This is a genomic window from Caulobacter segnis (genome assembly GCF_023935105.1).
GTDB lineage: Bacteria > Pseudomonadota > Alphaproteobacteria > Caulobacterales > Caulobacteraceae > Caulobacter > Caulobacter segnis_B.
Window position 1 is genome coordinate 4050354 of the sequence record NZ_CP096040.1, and the last position, 19423, is coordinate 4069776.

The 19423-nt window shown below is 68.8% G+C and carries 17 protein-coding genes; 2 read left to right on the plus strand and 15 right to left on the minus strand.

Going from position 1 to position 19423, the window contains the following annotated elements:
- Positions 1-62: 62 nt before the first annotated feature.
- From MZV50_RS18925 to murC, 9 genes are all read right to left on the minus strand, one after another.
- Positions 63-1931 (minus strand): M61 family metallopeptidase, encoded by a 1869-nt coding sequence (locus MZV50_RS18925; protein ID WP_436792186.1) that lies wholly within the window; start codon positions 1929-1931, stop codon positions 63-65.
- A 178-nt stretch (positions 1932-2109) separates the two neighbouring features.
- Positions 2110-3669, minus strand: coding sequence for a cell division protein FtsZ (gene ftsZ, locus MZV50_RS18930; RefSeq protein ID WP_252630834.1), 1560 nt, complete (start codon positions 3667-3669; stop codon positions 2110-2112).
- A 34-nt stretch (positions 3670-3703) separates the two neighbouring features.
- Positions 3704-3769 (minus strand): hypothetical protein, encoded by a 66-nt coding sequence (locus tag MZV50_RS18935; protein ID WP_024265820.1) that lies wholly within the window; start codon positions 3767-3769, stop codon positions 3704-3706.
- A gap of 272 nt (positions 3770-4041) precedes the next feature.
- Entirely contained in the window at positions 4042-5367 is a 1326-nt protein-coding gene (gene ftsA / locus MZV50_RS18940) for a cell division protein FtsA (RefSeq protein WP_252630835.1), read from the minus strand.
- Positions 5368-5392: 25 nt separating this feature from the next.
- The gene (gene ftsQ, locus MZV50_RS18945) at positions 5393-6301 is read right to left on the minus strand and encodes a cell division protein FtsQ (protein WP_252630836.1); all 909 of its coding nucleotides are present in this window, start codon (positions 6299-6301) and stop codon (positions 5393-5395) included.
- Positions 6270-7241, minus strand: a complete 972-nt coding sequence (locus MZV50_RS18950) for a D-alanine--D-alanine ligase (protein WP_252630837.1) — start codon at positions 7239-7241, stop codon at positions 6270-6272. Before MZV50_RS18950 ends, ftsQ begins: the two co-directional genes overlap by 32 nt.
- A gap of 163 nt (positions 7242-7404) precedes the next feature.
- Positions 7405-8811 (minus strand): M20/M25/M40 family metallo-hydrolase, encoded by a 1407-nt coding sequence (locus tag MZV50_RS18955; protein ID WP_252630838.1) that lies wholly within the window; start codon positions 8809-8811, stop codon positions 7405-7407.
- 83 nt (positions 8812-8894) lie between these two features.
- Positions 8895-9818 carry a UDP-N-acetylmuramate dehydrogenase gene (gene murB / locus MZV50_RS18960; protein ID WP_252630839.1) on the minus strand — a complete coding sequence of 308 codons (924 nt, stop codon included), beginning with the start codon at positions 9816-9818 and terminating at the stop codon, positions 8895-8897.
- Positions 9815-11233 (minus strand): UDP-N-acetylmuramate--L-alanine ligase, encoded by a 1419-nt coding sequence (murC, locus tag MZV50_RS18965; RefSeq protein WP_252630840.1) that lies wholly within the window; start codon positions 11231-11233, stop codon positions 9815-9817. Before murC ends, murB begins: the two co-directional genes overlap by 4 nt.
- Positions 11234-11387: 154 nt before the next feature.
- Between murC and MZV50_RS18970 the strand changes: the two genes are divergently transcribed.
- The gene (locus tag MZV50_RS18970) at positions 11388-11753 is read left to right on the plus strand and encodes a hypothetical protein (RefSeq protein WP_252630841.1); all 366 of its coding nucleotides are present in this window, start codon (positions 11388-11390) and stop codon (positions 11751-11753) included.
- Between the two features lie 172 nt (positions 11754-11925).
- Here MZV50_RS18970 and MZV50_RS18975 read toward each other — a convergent pair whose 3' ends face one another.
- From MZV50_RS18975 to MZV50_RS18990, 4 genes are all read right to left on the minus strand, one after another.
- Complete coding sequence (locus MZV50_RS18975) at positions 11926-12141, minus strand: hypothetical protein (protein WP_252630842.1); 216 nt, start codon at positions 12139-12141, stop codon at positions 11926-11928.
- Between the two features lie 58 nt (positions 12142-12199).
- On the minus strand, positions 12200-13285 hold the full coding sequence (gene murG / locus MZV50_RS18980) for an undecaprenyldiphospho-muramoylpentapeptide beta-N-acetylglucosaminyltransferase (protein WP_252630843.1): 1086 nt from the start codon (positions 13283-13285) through the stop codon (positions 12200-12202).
- A 1-nt stretch (position 13286) separates the two neighbouring features.
- The gene (gene ftsW / locus MZV50_RS18985) at positions 13287-14459 is read right to left on the minus strand and encodes a putative lipid II flippase FtsW (protein WP_252630844.1); all 1173 of its coding nucleotides are present in this window, start codon (positions 14457-14459) and stop codon (positions 13287-13289) included.
- Between the two features lie 89 nt (positions 14460-14548).
- Entirely contained in the window at positions 14549-14980 is a 432-nt protein-coding gene (locus MZV50_RS18990) for a thioredoxin family protein (RefSeq protein WP_252630845.1), read from the minus strand.
- Positions 14981-15124: 144 nt separating this feature from the next.
- Between MZV50_RS18990 and MZV50_RS18995 the strand changes: the two genes are divergently transcribed.
- Entirely contained in the window at positions 15125-16141 is a 1017-nt protein-coding gene (locus MZV50_RS18995; protein ID WP_252630846.1) for a sensor histidine kinase, read from the plus strand.
- Here MZV50_RS18995 and MZV50_RS19000 read toward each other — a convergent pair.
- Both MZV50_RS19000 and murD read right to left on the minus strand, forming a co-directional pair.
- Positions 16138-17973, minus strand: coding sequence for a chloride channel protein (locus tag MZV50_RS19000; RefSeq protein WP_252630847.1), 1836 nt, complete (start codon positions 17971-17973; stop codon positions 16138-16140). The two genes, MZV50_RS18995 and MZV50_RS19000, sit on opposite strands and share 4 nt — an antisense overlap.
- 28 nt (positions 17974-18001) lie before the next feature.
- Complete coding sequence (murD, locus tag MZV50_RS19005) at positions 18002-19414, minus strand: UDP-N-acetylmuramoyl-L-alanine--D-glutamate ligase (protein WP_252630848.1); 1413 nt, start codon at positions 19412-19414, stop codon at positions 18002-18004.
- Positions 19415-19423 lie beyond the last annotated feature (9 nt).

Below are 19423 nucleotides of genomic sequence, written 5' to 3' on the forward strand. Positions count from 1 at the left end.
GGTCTCATCGACATCCTGGCAGGAAATGCCAAGCTAGCCTGTATTCCGGTTCACGACGACGGCTACTTCGCCGTTTCGGTGTCGGCTCCGAGCCAGGCCTTGCGGAAGACCAACTGGGCGTCGGTCGGCTTCAGGTCGGCCTTCTCGAAGCGAACGACCTCCAGGGTCGGGTCGGCGGCGATCTTCAGCGGAACCTCGCGGACCTGGCCGCGCTGGACGAACTTCACGCTCGTCGCCTCGTCAGGCTTGAGGCGGTCCAGGGCGTCGGTCCAGTCTGCCTCATTGGCGAACTCGAAGCGGCCGATCGAAACGATGCGATCCCCGGTCTCGACGCCCGCCGCATAGAGCGGGCTGCCGGGCGCGGGCGGCTGGTCCAAGATTACCTCCGCGCCGTTGATCCGGACCCGCGCCGCGCCCAGCCAGGCCTTCTTCGGCGACTTCTGGCGCAGCTTCAGACCGGCCCGCTCCAGCAGCGGGCCGAAGTCCGGCAGGGCCGAGCCCTCGATGCTGGCCTTGAAGAAACCGTCGGCGAACGCCGCGTCGCCGGTCGTCCGGGCCAGGGCCGCGCGCGCGTCCGTCGGCGTGTAGGGCTTCTCCGGCGCTCCGTGCGTGCGCCACATCTGGCGCATGAAATCGTCCAGGGTCAGCGGCTTCTCACGCCCGCGCAGCTGCAAGTCCAGCGCCAGGCCGATGATCGCGCCGTACGGATAGTACGAGGTGAAGATGTTCGGATTGGTCGGATCCAGGGCCGCGGCCGCGTCGACGAATGGCGCGCGCAGGCTCATCTCCTGAGGGGAGCCATACTGGCGACCCGGGCCGTTGACGACGCCGTTCAGCGTGCTCGACAGGCCGGTCAGGAACTCGTCCACCGTCGACTGCCCGGCGCGACGGATCAGCAGCGGACCGTAGTATTGGGTGAAGCCCTCGGCCAGCCACAGGGACGGAGTCGGATTGGCCTTGGTGAAGTCGAACGGCTCCAGCTCGGCCGGGCGGATCCGCTCGACGTTCCAGGCGTGGAAGAACTCGTGGCTGGCGGTGTTTAGCTGGCTGAAGTTGCCGCGGAACAGCGAGCGCGGCTGGCTGATGAAGGTCGAGTTGCGATGCTCCATGCCGTCGCCGGTGATCTGGGGCATGTAGTCGGCGATGAAGGTGTACTCGCCGTGATCGAATTTCGGCAGCTCGCCGAACACCTTGATGTGCTCGGGCACGATGGCCTTCAGCTTCGCCGCAAACTTGTCGGCGTCCTCGTCCGTGCCGGGGTTATGCAGGGCCAGGCGGAAGGTGTAGGCGCGACCGTTGTCGGTGACCTGCCATTCACGCACGGTGAAGGCGCTGATCTCGGTCGGGCTGTCCATGAAGTACTGCAGGTTCGGGGCCCAGTAGGTGTCGGCCTCCCCGCTCGCGGCCGGCAGCTGGGTGGCGATCTTCCAGCTGGGATCGGCGCGCTTGAATGTCACCCGGATCGGCCTGTCGTCATAGCCAACGGCCCACAGGAAGGTCGCGGGCATGTTCAGGTGGGCGTGGGTCGCGTCGACCTGCGAATAGGTGCCGTCGCCGCGGTCGGCGTAGAGGGTGTAGGTCACCTTCACCGTCCCGTCGTGGCCGGCGACGGTCCAGCCGTAGGGATCGGTCCGCTCGACCTTCAGCGGCCGGCCCGCGCCGTCGACGGCGCTGACCCGGTAGACGTTCTTGGCGAACTCGTGGATCGCGTAGCGGCCGGGCGACGAGCGCGACGTGTTCAGCCGCAGCGGCCCCTTGGGCGCATCACGATAGGTCGCGACGATCTGGGCCTCGTGGTGGCCAGCGTTCTCGAACGACACCTCGTACTGGACCGGCGCGTTCCTGCCCGGATCACCGGTAGGCCGAGGCGCTGCCAGGGCGGTGGTCGCGAACAAAGCCAGGCCTACCAGGCCGTACAAAGACGTCCGCATCAACATTCCCCCAGGTCACGCCAGCCCGCGCGCACCGTCGCGATCGAGGGCGGCACTCTGACCAAGCGGGATGGGAGTCGCCAAACGAAAAACGCCTCGGAGTTTCCTCCGGGGCGCTTCTGATCACTTGGATCCCCTACCTGGAACCTTTGGGCGGCCCCTTGCCGGGGTCGCCCTTTCAGTTGGCCAGGCGGCGCAGGAAGGACGGGATTTCGAGGTCTTCGCCGTCGTCGGTCTGCGGCGTCTCGATCGGCTGCAGTTGCGGACGCGCGCTGTGGGTCGAACGGGCTTGCGGCTGCGGAGCCGAAGACTGCTGCTCGTAGCGCTGGCGACCGCCGCCGAACATCGAGAAGAAGCCACCGCCCTGCTTCTGGGGACGACGCTCTTCGTAATAGTTGTTCTCGGGGAACAGCGGCTCTTCGGCGGCCGCGCCGTCATCGACCAGCGGGTCGACGATGCGGGTCACCTGCCGGGCGGCCGGCTGGGTGATGCGCGGCTCTTCAGCGACGGTAGGCTCGTCGTAGTAGAGTTCGGCTTCCGGCTCCGGTTGGGGAGCCGACATGACGATCTCGGGTTCCGGCGCCGGCTCGGGAGCCGGGGCGAAGGCCCCCATGCGCTCGGACGAGGGACGCTCGGCCGGACGCGCGGCTTCGTAGCGCGCGGTCGGACGGGCCGGTTCCGGCTGCGGGGCCGGAGCGCGCGTGGTGTCGGCGATCAGCGGCTGGGTAGTGGTGTTGCGGGTGACCGGCTTGGGCTCGATCTGGGCGATCGAGGCGCCGTCCATGCCGGTGGCGACCACCGACACGCGGATCACGCCTTCCAGCGACGGATCGAAGGCCGCGCCGAAGATGATGTTGGCTTCCGGATCGACCTGGTCCGAGATCGCGTTGGCGGCCTCGTCGACTTCCAGCAGGGTCATGTCCATGCCGCCGGTCACGTTGACCAGCACGGCCTTGGCGCCCTTCAGCGAGACTTCGTCCAGCAGCGGGTTGGCGATAGCGTTCTGGGCGGCCATCAGCGCGCGGTCTTCGCCCGCGCCTTCGCCGGTGCCCATCATCGCCTTGCCCATCTCGGTCATGACCGTGCGGACGTCGGCGAAGTCGAGGTTGATCAGGCCCGGCAGAACCATCAGGTCGGTGATCGAGCGAACGCCCGAGTGGAGGACCTGGTCGGCCATGCCGAACGCCTCGGCGAAGGTCGTGCGTTCGTTGGCGACGCGGAACAGGTTCTGGTTCGGAATGACGATCAGGGTGTCGACGTAGCGCTGCAGCTCACCGATGCCGGCGTCGGCCAGACGCATGCGGTGGCGGCCTTCGAAGTGGAAAGGCTTGGTGACCACGCCGACCGTCAGAATGCCGCGCTCACGCGCGCACTTGGCGATGATCGGGGCCGCGCCGGTGCCGGTGCCGCCGCCCATGCCGGCGGTGATGAAGACCATGTGCGCGCCGTCGAGGTGCTCGCCGATCTCCGGGAAGGACTCTTCGGCCGCGCTCATGCCCACTTCCGGGTGCGCGCCGGCGCCCAGGCCCTGAGTAACCTGCACGCCCAGCTGGATGCGTCGGTCCGTCTTGGCGAACTGCAGCTGTTGCGCGTCGGTGTTGGCCACCACGAACTCAACACCCTCGAGGCCCGCCTCGATCATGTTGTTCACGGCGTTGCCGCCAGCGCCGCCGACACCGAACACCACGATACGCGGCTTCAGCTCGGTCGTACGCGGCGCGGAAAGAGAAATAGCCATGGGACCCTCGCGTCCTTACGCCGAAATCGTCAAACTAGACCTCGGCGACACCCAATCGCCGGGGATGCCTCGACGATCGTGTTAACAGAACAACCACCATCGTTAATCGGCAGTTAACTGCATAATCTGAGTCGTGGTCTGGTCGAGCGCGGCCGTGGGATAAATTGTGGTCTATCAACAGAAACTCCAGACGAACCAAGGGCTCCGGAGCTGTCCACAGGCGCGTGCGACCGAACGACGCTGACATCGAATTCTGACGAATATCGGCTGTTTCGAGCAGCAAAAAGGCCCGGCGAGAAGCTCGGCCGGGCCTTCAAGGTTAAACAGTAGAGTTAATCACGCTTAAATATTGAAGCGCGGGAACAGCTACGCTTAGAGGTTGTCCCTCAACCATGCGGCAGCCTTGGCCATCGGGCTGGCGTTGGGATCGAGCGGACGTTTGCGGACCGGACCACCGGCCAGGGCCTTCGACGAGACGGCCTCGCGCGGGCCGAAGGCCGTGCGGTGCAGGGTGCCGGCGGCGGCGCAGAAGGCCGGGCCCGAGGCGGCGTCGGCCAGATGCGGCACCCGGCGTGGGCGCCCCAGGCGGACCGGGCGGTCGAAGACGCGAACGGCGACTTCACGCACGCCCGCCAGCTGGCTGGCGCCGCCGGTCAGGACGATGCCCGCGCCCGGCTCGACCGGCGCGCCCGAGGCCTTCAGGCGCTCGCGCAGCAGTTCCAGGGTCTCCTCGACGCGCGGCTGGATGATGCCCTTCAGCAGGCTGCGGGGCGCGATGACCGGACCGGCGCCCGGATCGTCGCCGCGCGGCGGCGCCTCGATCATCTCACGGTCCTCGTTGGCCGAGGCGATGGCGCTGCCATGCAGGGTCTTGATGCGCTCGGCGCCGACCACCGAGGTCTGCAAGCCGCGCGCGATGTCCTGGGTGACGTGACCGCCGCCGACGGCCAGGCTGTCGACGTGGCAAAGGGCGCCGTTGTTGAACACGGCCACCGAGGTCGAGCCGCCGCCCATGTCGATGCAGACCGCGCCCAGGTCCATCTCGTCCTCTTCCAGGGCGGCGAGGGCCGAGGCGAACGGGGCGGCGACGATGCCTTCGAACGACAGGTGGGCGCGCTCGACGCAGTGGGCCAGCGTATGGAAGATGTTCTCGTTGACCGAGACCACCAGTAGCTCCAGGCCCAGCGAGCGGCCGAACATGGCGCGCGGGTCGCGGATGCCACGCTGGCCGTCGACCGACCAGGCGATCGGCAGCAGGTGGATCGGCTTGCGGCCCGGGATGCGGACCTGGGCCAGGGCCGAGGCTATGGCGCGCGACAGGTCGCCGTCGCCGATCGGACGGGCGCCGAGCGAGACCTGGGTGTGGACGCGGTTGCTGGCCAGCTGGCCGCCGGCCGTGCAGACACTGACGCCCTGGACGTTGACGCCGGCCACGGTCTCGGCCCGCTCGACGGCCTGGGCGATGGCCTGGGCCGCCTCGTCCAGATTGACGATGGCGCCGCCGCGCACGCCGCGCGACTGGACATAGCCCACGCCCGCCGTCGTCAGGGTGCGGTTGTCACGGTGCACGCCGTCGGCCTTCATGATGAAGCACGTCACCTTGGACGCGCCCAGGTCGACGGCCGCGATGGCGGGCTGGCGCACGAGCGTGGCCTTCAGGCCCTCGCGAGCTTGCTTCCGTTCCTCCATTCGCGACATCGCTATCGTCACCTCATCATGTCCACTACGCCCCGCCCGCGGCCGGCTGCCCAGGCAGCGCCGCGTCGCGAGGTCTGACAGCCACCATTTCGGGGTCGCGCAGATCGATCCGCGCAAAACCCATGTCCAGGATTCGCTGTCGTTGGTCGAGCTGATCCAATTGAATCAGCGCGGATTCTTCGTCAATGGCCGGAAGCTGGATCAGCGACCCATCTTTCAGCCGCAGGTCCCAGCGGCGGTCGTCCACCCGCACCAGCGCTTCCAGACGGTCGCGCAGACGAGGACGCGAGGCGACGGCCGGCAGGATCAGGCCCGCGGCCTGGTCCGCCCCCTGCCCCACCACCAGCGGAAGCTGGGGGAAACGCGCCGGATCGGCCTCGCTGATCACCCGGCCTTCGCTGTCGATCACCTTCATGCGGCCCTGGTTCTGCCAGACCGCCAGCGCCGGCCGCTCTTCCACCGCGATCAGCACGGTGTCGGGCAGCATGCGCACGACCTTGGCGTCCTTGACCCAGCCCACGCCCTGCACCCGGGCGCGGACGCCGTTCAGGTCCATGCCCAGGGTCGGCTGGTCCAGGTACAGGCCCGAGGCCTTCAGGATGTCGGCCTGGGCGGTCGAGGACGCGCCCCGGATATGCACCGTCTTCAGCTTGAAGCCGGCCGAGGCGAAACTGTTGTCGACGCCATGAACCATGGACATGCCGATACGCTCGGCGCGATGGCCGGTCGCCAGCATCACCACGAGACCGAGCCCCAAGGCCGCGCCCGCCACGGTCAGGGCGACGGCGGGCGACAGGCCCACGCCCTTGGCGGCGTGCAGCTTCGCGGCCGGCCGCGCGCCTCGCGGCGCCGGCCTGCCCTTGCTCGGACTTGCGGGCGCTTCGGCCCGGGGTCGCCTAGGCTTAGGCGGTCCCCCCCGCGTTGCGGCGGGCATGAACGTCCTCCACGATCCACAAAACTAACTGGTCAAACGGGATCCCGACGTGGGCCGCCTGCTCGGGTGCGAGCGAGGTCGGCGTCATGCCGGGCTGCGTGTTGACCTCTAGAAGGACCAGAATGTCGTTAATGTCGTCATAACGGAGATCGGATCGGGTCACACCTTGGCAACCAAGAGCCGAGTGCGCCAATTCGGCCATCCGCATCGCTCTATCCCTTACACCATCAGGGATTGGGGCCGGCAGGACGTGGATCGAACCGCCTTCGGAGTACTTGGCCTCGTAGTCATAAAAACCTGTGGATGCACGAATATCGGTTACCGCCAGGGCCCTGGGACCATTTGGCTCACCCATGACCGCGACCGCCAGCTCCAGCCCTCGGATGTAAGGCTCGACCATCACCTCTTCGCCATAGGTCCAGGCGGGAGAGGCCAGCTCCTCGGGCGGGCGGTTGGCGCCCTCGAACACCAGGAACACGCCGACCGAGGATCCCTCGGCGTTGGGCTTCACGACATAGGGGGGCGGCAGCACATGGTCGCGCGCGACATCGTGCCGGTTGTAGAGGCCGCCGCCCGGGACGATCACGCCGGCCGCCGCCAGCACGGCCTTAGCCTTGGCCTTGTCCATGGCCAGCGCCGAAGGCAGGACACCCGAGTGGGTGTAGGGCAGCTTCAGGGTTTCCAGGACGCCCTGGACACAGCCGTCCTCGCCCCATTCGCCGTGCAGGGCGTTGAACACCAGGTCCGGCTTGGTCGCCGTCAGCACCTGGGCGACGTCCTTGCCCGGATCGATCCGCGAGACCTTGGCGCCCAGCCGCTCCAGAGCGTCGGCGCAGGCCGAACCCGAGACCAGGCTGACCTTGCGTTCCGACGAAGGGCCGCCGAGCAGGACGGCGATATGGCGGCCGGCCAAGGGGGCGTTCTGGGGCTTGTCGGTCATTTGGCGCTCTGGTGAGCCTCCCCCTCGATGGGGAGGGTTGGGTGGGGGTGCCGCGCCGCATCGGACGCGTGAAACCCTTCCTAGAGACGCGGAAAGGCCGTGCCAACACCCCCATCCCTACCCTTCCCCCATCAAGGGGGAAGGGAGAGCCAAAGTCGTGGGTTTAGTGCGAGGTCGCCGCCGGCGCCGCCGCCTTCAGCGCGCGGAAGTCGATGTCGCTGTCGGCCACCAGGTAGATGAAGCTGGCCCAGGCGGCGACGTTCTGCGCCAGTTCGTCCGGACGCACCTTGTTCAGGGTGTCGTCGGCGGTGTGGTGGTAGTCGAAGTAGCGCGAAGCGTCCTGCTCCAGCTCGATCGACGGCACCCCGGCCTCCTCCAGACCCTCGATGTCGGCGCCGCCGTGGCCCGTGGGGGCGCGGTTCACATAGATCTTCAGCGGGGCCAGCACGTTGGCAGCGGTCGTCGCCAGCGGATTGGCCGTCCCGCCGACCGGGAGGCGCAGCGAGAAGATGCGGTCCGCGCCGGTGTCGCTCTCGCCCGCCAGGACGATCTTGGGAACCTCGTCCTTGTGGGCGGCGATATAGGCTTCCGACGAACCGCCGCTCTCTTCCGAGCCCCACATCACCACGCGGATGGTGCGCTTGGGATGCTTGGGCAGGTCGCCGATCAGCTTGGCTGCCGCGGTGGTGATGGCGACGCCCGTGGCGTCGTCGAGGGCGCCGGTGCCGACGTCCCAGCTGTCAAGGTGGCCGCCGATGACGATCACCTCGTCCGGCTTCTCCGAGCCCTTGATCTCGCCCGAGATGTTCCAGGCGACATCGTTGGGATCGACGGTCGAGGCCAGCTTCAGCTTGATGCGCAGCGGGCCCTTCTTGGCCAGGCGCTCCAGTTGCTCGGCCTCGGGCACGCCCATGGCGGCGGCGGGGATGGTGACCACGTCAGGACCAAAGCCGGTCACGCCCGTGTGCGGCACGGTCGAGTCCGAGGTCGAGACCGAGCGGATCAGCAGCGCCACGGCGCCGCGCTTGGCGGCCTCGACCGGGCCCGAGCGGCGCGAAATGCCCGCGACACCGTAGCCCGAGCCGTCCTGGGCCTTGACCATCGGCTGGGTGATGACGGCGATCTTGCCCTTCAGCGCGCCTTCGGGGGCGGCGATCATCTCGGCATAGGTGCGAAACAGGGCGACGTCGGCCTCGATGCCGCCCGCCGGCGTCGGGATGGTGCGGCCCAAGCCGACGATGCCGAGCTTCATCGGATAGGGACCGACCAGTTCGGCGCTCTCCTCGCCGCGCGTCCACGACGGCTTGGCGAACTGCTCGACCTTGATGTTGGTGAAGCCCAGCGCCTTGAACTTGGCCGCGCCCCAGTCCTTGGCGCGCTCCATGGCGGGCGAACCGACCAGGCGCGGACCGATGGTGGTGGTCAGGTCCTCGGTGATGTCCCAGGCGGTGCGATCCAGCAGCGCCTTGTCGCGCAGGGCTTCGGCGGTGCGGACGTCCTGAGCATGGGCGACGCCCGAAATCAGCGCGAGGGCGGCCGAGGCGGCCAACAGACGACGGTACATGAGCAAGGATTCTCCCCAATGGCGCGGGAGTCATAGCACCGGTCCGCGCCAGGGGGAGTCAGCAATGGCGTGAAGCGTGGCGGGCGCCTCTAAGCGGGGCGCCCGATCCGCTTGATCTCCCAGTCCAGCTGCACACCGGTCTTGTCCTTGACGTCGGCGCGGACCGCCTCGCCCAGGCCTTCCAGATCGGCGGCCGTCGCGTCGCCGGTGTTGATCAGGAAGTTGCTGTGCAGCGGTGAGAACATCGCCCCGCCGCTCTTTCCATCCACGCTAAAGGGCTTGCCGCGCCAGCCGGCCTCATCGACCAACTTCCAGGACGAGTGACCCGGCGGGTTCTTGAACGTCGAGCCGCCGGTCTTCTCACGGATCGGCTGGGTGGTCTCCCGGCGGCTGGTGATCTCGGCCATGCGGGCCTTGATCGCCTCGGGCGCGTCGGCGGTCCCTTCGAACACGGCGTCCAGCACGAAGACCGTGTCCCCGTCCTGCAAGGCGCTGTGACGATAGGTGTAGTGCAGGTCCTCGACGGACAGCTCCCGCACTTGGCCGGCGCGGTCCATCACCCGGACGGACTTCACGACATTGACGGTCTCGGAGCCGTAGCAGCCGGCGTTCATGATCACCGCGCCGCCGATGGTGCCGGGAATGCCGGCGTAAAACTCCAGGCCGGCGATGCAGGCTTCGGCCGCCTTGCGGGCCAGGATGGCGTCCGGCACGGCGCTGCCGGCCTTGATGCGGTTGTCGCCCAGAGCCTCGACGGTGTTGAAGCCCTTGCCCAGCCGGATGACCACGCCCTCGACGCCGCCGTCGCGGACCAGCAGGTTCGAGCCGACGCCGATGGCCAGCACAGGCACGCTCGGATCCAGGGCCTTCAGGAAGTCCGAAAGGTCCTGTTCGTCGGCCGGCAGGAACACCACGTCGGCCGGACCGCCGACCCGAAACCAGGTGAACGGCGCCAGGGCCTCGTCGATCAGCAGCTTGCCCCTGACGGCGGGGAGCGAGGTCTTCCAGCTCATTTAGCCAGCGCTTCCAGCTGGCCCGGCAGGGCGTAGGACCACTGGGTGATGTCGCCGGCGCCCAGCAGGACGACCAGGTCGCCCGCCTTGGCCTCCTCGGCGATCAGGGCCGGCAAGGCCGCCGGGCTTTCCAGCGGCAAGGCGCGGCGGTGGCCGAACTTCTTGAGGCCCTCGACCAGATGGTCGCGGTCGACGCCCTCGATCGGCTGCTCGCCGGCCGTGTAGACGTCGGCGACGATCACCGTGTCGGCGTCGTTGAAGCAGCTACTGAACTCGGTCATCAGATCGCGCAGGCGGGTGTAGCGGTGTGGCTGGACCACGGCGATGACCTTGCCCGTCGACACCGCGCGGGCGGCCTTCAGCACGGCGGCGATCTCGACCGGATGGTGGCCATAGTCGTCGATGACGCGGACGCCGTTGGCGACACCCGTGGTGGTGAAGCGACGCTTGACCCCGCCGAAGCCGGCCAGGCCCTTGCGGATCGATTCCGCGTCGACGCTCAGCTCGCGCGCCACGGCCACGGCGGCGGTGGCGTTCAGCACGTTGTGGTGACCGGCCATCGGCATCTTCAGGCCGTCGTAGCGGACGACCTCGCCGTCGCGCGGCGACACCACGATGTCGAACTTGGCGCCGTCCGGCCCCATCTCGATGTTCGAGACGCGGACTTCGGCCTGAGGGTTGGTCCCATAGGTCACCAGGCGGCGGTTCTGGATCCGCGAGGTCAGGGCCTGGACTTCCGGGTGATCGGTGCAGACCGCCGCGAAGCCGTAGAACGGGATGTTCTCGATGAAGTCCTGGAAGCCCTTCTTCACCGCGTCGAAGTCGCCCCAGTGATCCAGGTGCTCGGCGTCGATATTGGTGACGATGGCCACGGTCGACTTCAGCTTCAGGAACGAGCCGTCGCTCTCGTCGGCTTCGACGACGATCCAATCGCCCTCGCCGACCTTGGCGTTGGTGCCGTAGGCGTTGATGATGCCGCCGTTGACCACGGTCGGGTCCAGGGCGCCGGCGTCCAGCAGGGCCGCGACCATCGAGGTCGTGGTCGTCTTGCCGTGCGTGCCGCCCACGGCCACGGAGAACTGCAAGCGCATCAGCTCGGCCAGCATCTCGGCGCGACGGACCAGCGGCAGGCGCTTGTCACGGCCGGCGACCATTTCCGGATTGTCGGCCTTCACGGCCGTCGAATAGACGATGGCCGAGGCGCCCTCGACGTGGGCGGCGTCATGGCCGATGAAGATCCGCGCGCCCAGCTTCTCCAGCCGCTCGGTGTTGGCGCTGACCTTGGCGTCGCTGCCTTGGACGGTGTAGCCGATACGCAGCATGATCTCGGCGATACCGGACATGCCAATGCCGCCGATGCCGATGAAGTGCACGGGGCCGAGTTCGAAGGGGACGGGGCGTCTACGCTGGATCATGAAAAGCCGATTAGACCAATTCCGCGCGCCGCGAAACGCCCTCCTGGCCCTGGCCGTGAGCGCATCCCCAGCTTGGGCGCAGACGCCCGCTCTGGCTACCTCGCCGGCTCCGCTTGAATTGCGCCTAGCGGATGTGGGGCGGTTCGCCAGCTTCGTGGATCTGACGAGCCGCGCGCACGAGGGCTCGACCGTGCGGGTTCGCGTGCTCCAGGTGGCCGAGGCCGACTTCGAAGTCGCCGGCGAAGCCTATTGGGGCGGCTGGCGCCACGAGGTCGTCGACTGCAAGGCCCATACCCTGGCCCATGTCGGCTTTTCCAGCCTGCGCGCCACTGGCCGCGAAGGCCCGGTGATGGGCGACCGCCGCCCGGCCGTCGTCCCCGCTGCGGGCGGTACGGACGAGGCGGTGCTTAAGGTCGTGTGCGACGGCTGGAAGCCGTTCGCGAAGGTTCCGGTGGCGGCGAGCGTCGAGGACGCAGTGAGGCTCGGCCGGCCGCTGATCGAGACGGGGGCGGAGCCCTAGCCGCAACCTGGGCCCGGCGTGGCTTCAGCTTCGACGGCAGGGCCACCTGATTGAGAAGTTCGTGCGGGCAGATACCGCAGCTTCCTGCGGCAACTGGGGGTGGAGGGACGTTGATCGAGACAGGAGGCGAGCCCTGGACGACGCTCAGCGATCGCGCCTCGCGCTGGACGCCTCAATCAGGAAGCGGATCATCTGACTCACGCCAAACACCACTGCGGGGAATGCGTAGCAGAGGACCGGCGGCAAGCCATTCGAGACTCCGTTGGCCCGGCTGGTGAGCAGAAAGAATGTCCCCGGAGAGAAAGCCGAGAATCGTGGTCACCAGAAGCCATAGACCGACGAAAAAAAACGGAAAGAACGCCAGAAAGTTCGCGCCGGTCTGACCCATGAGCCCACCCGTAAACCACGCGGTCAAGCTAACGCTTGCGTGCTTGGACTTCCATCCGCTACCGCGCCGTCTTCTCCACTAGGTCCGCCAGCGCTTCGGCCGCGTCAGGCGTCGCCACCGACCGCGCGCCCGCCGCCATCCGGCCCAGACGCTCAGGATCCTTCAGCAGCGCGTTCAGCGCCCCGGCCATGGCGTCCACGGTCAGCTCGTCCTCAAGGCACACGGCCGCGCCGCCCGCCTCTTCCAGGAGCCTGGCGTTGAAGCGCTGGTGATCGTCGGCGGCGATCTTTAGCGGCACCAGGATCGAAGGCCGGCCGGCAACGGCCAGTTCGGTGCAGGTCGAGGCGCCCGAGCGGCCGATCACCAGATGCGACTGGCGCAGATAGCCGGCCATGTCGCGGAAGAACGGCGCGACCTCGCAGTCGACCATGGCGTTGCGATAGGTCTTGCGGGCCTGCTCCATGCTCTCGGCGCGGGCCTGCTGGAACACCTTCAAGCGGCTGCGGAGGTCCTCGGGCAGCTTGGCCACGGCCTCGGGGATCAACTCGGACAGCAGGCGCGCGCCCTGGCTGCCGCCGGTGACCAGCACCCGCAGCTGCACCTCGGGCGGCAGATAGGGCGTGTCGTAGAGCGCGCGCACCGGCGGGCGCACGGGATTGCCGACGATATGCGCGCGGGCCTTCACCTTGGGCGTGGCCATCTGCAGGGTCGGGAACGCGCAGGCGACCGCGTCGACACCCGGCGCCAGGAAGCGGTTCACGCGGCCCAGAACCGCGTTCTGCTCGTGGATCACCGTCGGGCGGTTCTGGCTGAGCGCGCCCAGCAGCGCCGGCAGCGCGGGATAGCCGCCGAAGCCGACGACCACGGCGGGGTCCAGGCGCTTAAAGGCCGCGCGGGCCTCCAGCACGCCCTGCATCACCACGAAGCCGGCCTTGATCATGCCGAGCGGATCGTTGGCCTTGGCGGTGGCGGCCGACAGCGCCAGGCGCTCCTGCGCGGGGAACTTGTCGGCGTACAGCGCGCCGCGGTCGTCCGTGGCCAGCACGACGCGCCAGCCGCGCGCGGCCAGGACCTCGGCGAGGGCCTGGGCGGGGAACATGTGACCGCCGGTGCCCCCGGCGGCGACGATAGCCAGCTTGCTCATCTTACGCGAAAGCGCCGCCGAGGCTGAACTCGCCCGTCGCCCCGTAGGCGCCGGGGCGCTTGCGCACCAAGGCCAGGGCCATGCCCAAAGTCAAACCCATCGCGAGCATCGAAGAGCCCCCGTAACTGATGAACGGTAGCGTCATGCCCTTGGTCGGGATCATGTTCAAGTTTACCGCGATGTTGATGATAGCTTGTTGCCCCACCAGGACGAACAGGCCCGCCGCCGCGACCTGCTCGAATGGCTCGTTCAGCTTCATGGCCTTGTACAGCCCGCGCACCACGACGAAGGCGAACAGCGCGATCAGGGCCCACGAGAAGATCAGGCCGTATTCCTCGGCCGCCACCGAATAGATGAAGTCGGTGTGCAGGTCGGGCACATGGCGCTTCATGACGCCCTCGCCCGGGCCGCGCCCGAACAGGCCACCGGCGCGAATGGCCTCGGCGGCGCGGGTGACCTGGTGGGTGTCGGCCTGGTCGGGGCTGAGGAACTTCTGCACACGGGCGTGCACGTGGTCGAACAGGAAGTAGGTCGAGCCCAGGCCGGCCAGGGCGACCGCGCCCAGGCCCATGATCCACGAGATCGGCACGCCGGCCATCCAGAAAGCCGCCCCGAAGGCGATGGTGATCAGCACGGTCTGACCGACGTCCGGCTGGATCAGCAGCAGGGCCACGGCGATGAAATAGAGCAGGAAGGCGATCGAGACACCGGGCACGCCCTCGCCCTTCTGGCCCTCGGCGAACATCCACGAGACCAGCACGATCAGGGCCGGCTTCATGAACTCGGACGGCTGCAGGGTGAAGCCCCCGAACTGCAGCCAGCGCGTGGCCCCCTTGGCGTTGTGGCCGATGAACGGCAGGGCGATCATCACCGCGATCGCCGCGATGTAGATGAAGAAGGCGGCCCGCCGGATCCCCTTCGGCGACAGCATCGACACGGCCAGCATCAGCACCGACGAGGCGCTGGCGAAGAAGCACATGCGGATGGCGAAGTGGAACTGGTCGTCGATGCCGATCCTCTGGGCCGCCGCCGGGCTGGAGGCGAACGACAGCAGCATGCCCAGGGTCACCAGCAGCGCCGTCGCGCCCAGCAGCCAGCGATCCGTCGTCCACCACCACAGGCCGATCGCGGTGCGGTCGGTGCGAGCGAAGGCGTGGGTGGGGTTGGAGGCCATGGCCGCAGATTCGGACCGCAGGGTTAATCAAATCTTGCTGTGCCGTTCTACGCCGGTGGACAGGCGTCGAAAAGCGCGGATCGACGCGTTCAGCCCAGCGCGCGGCGCGTCCAGTCGACGATCTGGCTCGCGCTCATGGCCCCGGCCTGGCGCGCGACCGGCTGGCCGTCGCGAAACAGGATCAGGGTCGGGATGCTGCTGACGTTCAGCGCGCCGGCGGCGGCCTGCTCGGCGTCGGAGTCCAGCTTCAGGAGACGCGCGGCCGGCTCCAGCTGGCGGGCGGCGGCCTCGAAGTTCGGCGCCATGGTCCGGCACGGTCCGCACCACGGCGCCCAGACGTCCAGCAGCAGGGCCACGCCCTTGGTGAGTCGGCGATGGCGGTCCAGGTCGGCGCCGGTCACCGCCGTCGGCGCGCCGGTGAACAGGTCCGCCTTGCAGCGGCCGCACTTGGCCGTCAGTGGATCGCGATCCTGCGGCAGCCTGTTGCCGGCGCCGCACTTGACGCAAACGACCTGGGACACGGATCGGCCTCCTTCACCGCGAAATTCCGAAGGGCGAACACGCGCCACCATCGCGCCGTTCCCCGAAACACGAATGGCACAGCTTGAATTCGCGAACCAAGCAGTCAAGCAGTGAACATGAACCCAGGGTGGCAGGGGCGTATGGTGGCCGACGAGGACTCTGACAAGACGGTTCTGGAAGGCGCCGGGGTCTATTTCCTCAGCGTGGTCGAGGCCAGCCAGGACTGCATCCGGGTGATCAGCCCCGACGGCGCGGTCGAATACATGAACGCCCAGGGCAAGTCGCTGTTCGAGATCGACGACTTCGATGGCCGCAACCGCCGCCGCTACTGGCCCGACATGTGGCCGTCGGAGAGCCGCGACGCGGTCGAGCAGGCGCTGTGCTCGGCCCGGGCCGGCCACGCCGTCGCCTTCCGCGCCTACTGCCCGACCGCCAGGGGCGCGCCGCGTTGGTGGGACACCACCGTCTCGCCGATTCTGGAGAACGGCCAGGTCACCCGCGTCCTGGCCACTTCGCGCGACGTGACGGGCGAACGCATGGCCGAGACCCATCGCCAGATGCTGGTCAACGAGCTGAACCACCGGGTGAAGAACACGCTGGCCACGGTGCAGTCGATCGCCAAGCAGTCCCTGCGCAACGCCGGAGTCGAACCCTCGGTGCGCGACGCCCTGGAAGGCCGCCTGATGGCCATCGCCGCCACGCACAACGTCCTGACCGACCACAACTGGTCGGCGGCCAGCCTGCGCGAGATCGTCGACGGCTCAGTGACACCCTACAGCGCCAATCGAGGCCAGCTGACCATCAGCGGCGAGGATCTGCGGATCTCGCCCAAGCCCGCCGTGGTCATGGCCCTGGCCTTCCACGAGCTGGCGATCAACGCCCTGAAGTTCGGCGCCCTCTCCGCGCCCGACGGCCACGTGGACATCCGCTGGTCCGTCGAGCCCGGCGACCAGCTCTATATCGAATGGGCCGAGCGCGGCGGCCCGGCCGTGCGCCCGCCCGAGAAGCGCGGCTTCGGCTCGCGGATCGTCGAGACCGCCCTGCCCAGCGAACTGGGCGGCGCGGTGGCGCTGGACTATCGCGAGGAAGGCCTGCGGTGCTCGATCCGCTCGCCGCTGGCGGCGCTGGACAAGGTCGACGCCTTCATGCCGCTGGGCTAGCCGACCTCGCCGGTCAGCTCCCGACGCGCCTTTTCCAGCTCCTCGGCATAGCGGCGGGTGACGTGCGCTTCGGTGATTAGGCCGATCACCTCCCCGCCCCCATCGACCACGGCCAGCTCGTCGGCGCCGGTCTCGTCGAAGGCGGTCATGATCGCCTTGATCGACATCTCGGGCGCCAGGGCGACCTTGGCGTGGACGGCCAGCGCCGAGAGCGGCGCGTCACGCTCGGGCGGCTCGGCATAGACGGCGGCGGTCGGGGCGATGCCGGCATAGCGGCCGGTCTCGTCGGTCAGCACCGCGCGCTTGGTCGAGCCCAGCGGAAAACGGCGGCGAAACTCCGCCAGGCTGGTGGCGGCCGGCACGGTCTTGACGTCGCGCCGCATCATCTTACCAGCCGTGAGGTTGCGCATCCACGACACGTCGTGGGCGCTGCGGATCGTCTCACCCCGCAGGTGCAGCCGCCAGGTCGAGAACGAATAGCCGAAGGTCTCGCGCACCACGGCGCTGGCGATCAACGACGCGGCCAGGGTGGCGGCGGTGATGGTAAAGTCGCCCGTGGCCTCCAGCACCAGGAACGACATGGTGAAGGGCCCGCCGACGATGGCCACGCCCAGCGCGCCCATGCCCACCAGCGAGGCGGCGATCGGATCCAGACGCCCGGCCCCCGCCACCAGGTTCACGACGTCCGAGAACGACTGCCCCATCAGCGCCCCCAGGAACAGGGCCGCGAAGAACAGGCCGCCCCGGAAGCCGAAGCTCAGCGAAATGATTGAGGCCGCCGACTTCATCAGGATCAGCATCAGCAGCAGCTTGAGCGGCAGGTCGCCGTTGAGGTCCAGGTGCAGCGCCCCATGGCCGCCCGACAGGGTCTGGGGCGTGATCATGGCCAGCACCGCCAGCGCCAGGCCGCCGATGGCCGGACGCGACCAGCGCGGCAGCGGCGCCTTGGCGGTCCAGCGGTCGGCGACCGCCACCGCCCGCATCAGCGCCACGCCGAACAGGGCCGACACCAGGCCCAGCAGGCCATAGAGCAGGTAGTCGCTCCAGGACGAGATGGCGACGACCGAGGTCTTGATCAGGTACGGGGTCGAGCCCAGCCCCTTGGCCACCAGCACCGCGGCCAGGGCGGCCGCCGCCACCGGCGCGATGTTGGCCACCGTATAGGCGCCAATGACGATCTCGAACGCGTAGAAGGCCCCCGTCAGCGGCGCGCCGAAGGCCGCGGCGATCGCCGCCCCCGCCCCGGCCCCGACCAGGATCCGCAGGTCCCCGCGACGCAGGTTCAACCTCTGCCCCACCCAGGAAGCCGCGGCCCCGCCGGCCTGGGCGTAGGCCGCCTCCAGCCCGACCGAGGCGCCGCAACCGTTCGAGATCAGGGTCTGGCCGCAGATGAAGGCGCTGTCGCGCACCGACAGCCGCCCGCCGTGCAGGGCGTTGGCCTCCACCGGATCGACGGCATGGTTGGGGCGCAGGCGCAGGACCACCGCGGTGAACAGACCCAGCAACAATCCGCCCAGGGGGATCGCCAGCAGACGCCACGGCGCGACCACGGCCTGGGCCGACAGGCGCTCATCCGGATCGAAGCCGAACAGCCGCACCTGGGTCCCGTGGGCGATCTTGGCCTGCAGCACCGCCAGGGCGCCGGCGGCCAGGCCGACCACCGTGGCCACGGCGATCACCGCCAGTTCGGAAGAGCGTGTCCGACGTCGCAGCCAGGCCAGCCATGGCAGGGCCGAGCGACCGGCTTCGCGGAAAGCGGCGCGTTCGGTCAGAGCGGTGCGCAGCACATGACGCCAGGGACGGGACGCGGCGGGATCCGTCTGGGGCTCCATCTGGGGCTCCGGCCGGTCCATCGGGCGGCTAGGCCACCGCCGCCTTGCCGCCGCCGACCAGGCCACCGACCGCAGCGCGGAACGCCTCGCCCCGAGCCTCGAAGTCGCTGAACTGGTCGAACGAGGCGCAGGCGGGCGACAGCAGGACGATGGCGTCCTCGCCGCTGGCGGCGGCGTCGGCATAGGCCTGCTGGACGGCCTTTTCCAGCGTGCCGCTCAGCACGACGTCGGCCTTGCCGGCCAGGGTCCAGGAGAACGGCTGGGCCGCCTCGCCGATCAGATAGGCCTTGGCGATGCGCGGGAAGAGGTCCTTCAGGTCCTCGATGCCCCCGGCCTTGGCCACGCCGCCGGCGATCCAGTAAAATTTGGGATAGCTCGACATGGCCTGGCGGGCGGCGTCGGCGTTGGTGGCCTTGCTGTCGTTGACGAAGCGGACCTTGCCGATCCGGCCGACCGTCTCCATCCGATGGGCCAGGCCCGGAAAGCTCATCAGGCCATCGACAGCGTCGTGCATCGGGATGCCGATGGCGCGCGCGGCGGCGTAGGCGGCGGCGGCGTTCTGCCAGTTGTGGCGGCCGGGCAGGCTGCGGGCGCGCAGCAGGTCGGCGACCTCCACCACCCGTTCGCCGGTGGCGTCATAGAGCACGCCCTGCAGGGCGTAGACGCCTCTGCCCATGGCCTTGCCGGCGCTGATCGGCCAGATGGTCCGTCGGTTGGCGGCGGTGATCTCGGTGCAGATCTGCTGGCACCAGGGATCGTCAACGCCGATGATCGCCGTGTCGCCCTTGCCCTGGTTCAGGAAGATCCGGCGCTTGGCGGCGATGTAGCCGTCCATGCCGCCGTGGCGGTCCAGGTGGTCGGGCGAGATGTTCAGCAGCACCACCGCGTCGGGGTGCAGGCTGGAGGTCAGGTCCAGCTGGTAGGACGACAGCTCCAGCACGTAGACCGCACCGCCGTGCATGTCCTCGAGACCCAGAACGCCCAGGCCGATATTGCCGCCGATGCGGGTGTCGCGGCCGGCCGAGGCGCACAGGTGGCCGATCAGGGCGGTCGTGGTCGACTTGCCGTTGGTGCCGGTGATCGCGATGATCTTCGGACGCTTGTGGGCCGGGGCGGCGTTGACCGTGCGGGCGAACAGCTCGACGTCGCCCAGGATCTCGACGCCGGCGGCCTTGGCCTTCTCGACGGTCCAGTGCGGCTTCGGATGCGTCAGCGGCACGCCGGGCGACAGCATCAGCGCAGCGAACTGGCTCCAGTCGGCGGCTTCCAGGTCAACGACCGGGAAGCCCTCGGCGGCGGCCGCCTCGCGGCTGGCCGGCTTTTCGTCCCACAGGGCGACCTTCGCCCCTCCCGCGATCAAGGCGCGCGCCGCCGTAAGCCCGGTGCGGCCCAGGCCGAACACCGCGACGGTCTTGTCCTCGAAACCGCGGACCGGGATCATGCTACTCGC

Coding starts and splice junctions, on each gene's coding strand:
- MZV50_RS18925 (WP_436792186.1), bottom strand. CDS start 1,931: ATGCGGACGTCTTTGTACGGCCTGGTAGGCCTGGCTTTGTTCGCGACC.
- ftsZ (WP_252630834.1), bottom strand. CDS start 3,669: ATGGCTATTTCTCTTTCCGCGCCGCGTACGACCGAGCTGAAGCCGCGT.
- ftsA (WP_252630835.1), bottom strand. CDS start 5,367: ATGTCGCGAATGGAGGAACGGAAGCAAGCTCGCGAGGGCCTGAAGGCC.
- ftsQ (WP_252630836.1), bottom strand. CDS start 6,301: ATGCCCGCCGCAACGCGGGGGGGACCGCCTAAGCCTAGGCGACCCCGG.
- MZV50_RS18950 (WP_252630837.1), bottom strand. CDS start 7,241: ATGACCGACAAGCCCCAGAACGCCCCCTTGGCCGGCCGCCATATCGCC.
- murB (WP_252630839.1), bottom strand. CDS start 9,818: ATGAGCTGGAAGACCTCGCTCCCCGCCGTCAGGGGCAAGCTGCTGATC.
- murC (WP_252630840.1), bottom strand. CDS start 11,233: ATGATCCAGCGTAGACGCCCCGTCCCCTTCGAACTCGGCCCCGTGCAC.
- MZV50_RS18975 (WP_252630842.1), bottom strand. CDS start 12,141: ATGGGTCAGACCGGCGCGAACTTTCTGGCGTTCTTTCCGTTTTTTTTC.
- murG (WP_252630843.1), bottom strand. CDS start 13,285: ATGAGCAAGCTGGCTATCGTCGCCGCCGGGGGCACCGGCGGTCACATG.
- ftsW (WP_252630844.1), bottom strand. CDS start 14,459: ATGGCCTCCAACCCCACCCACGCCTTCGCTCGCACCGACCGCACCGCG.
- MZV50_RS19000 (WP_252630847.1), bottom strand. CDS start 17,973: ATGGAGCCCCAGACGGATCCCGCCGCGTCCCGTCCCTGGCGTCATGTG.
- murD (WP_252630848.1), bottom strand. CDS start 19,414: ATGATCCCGGTCCGCGGTTTCGAGGACAAGACCGTCGCGGTGTTCGGC.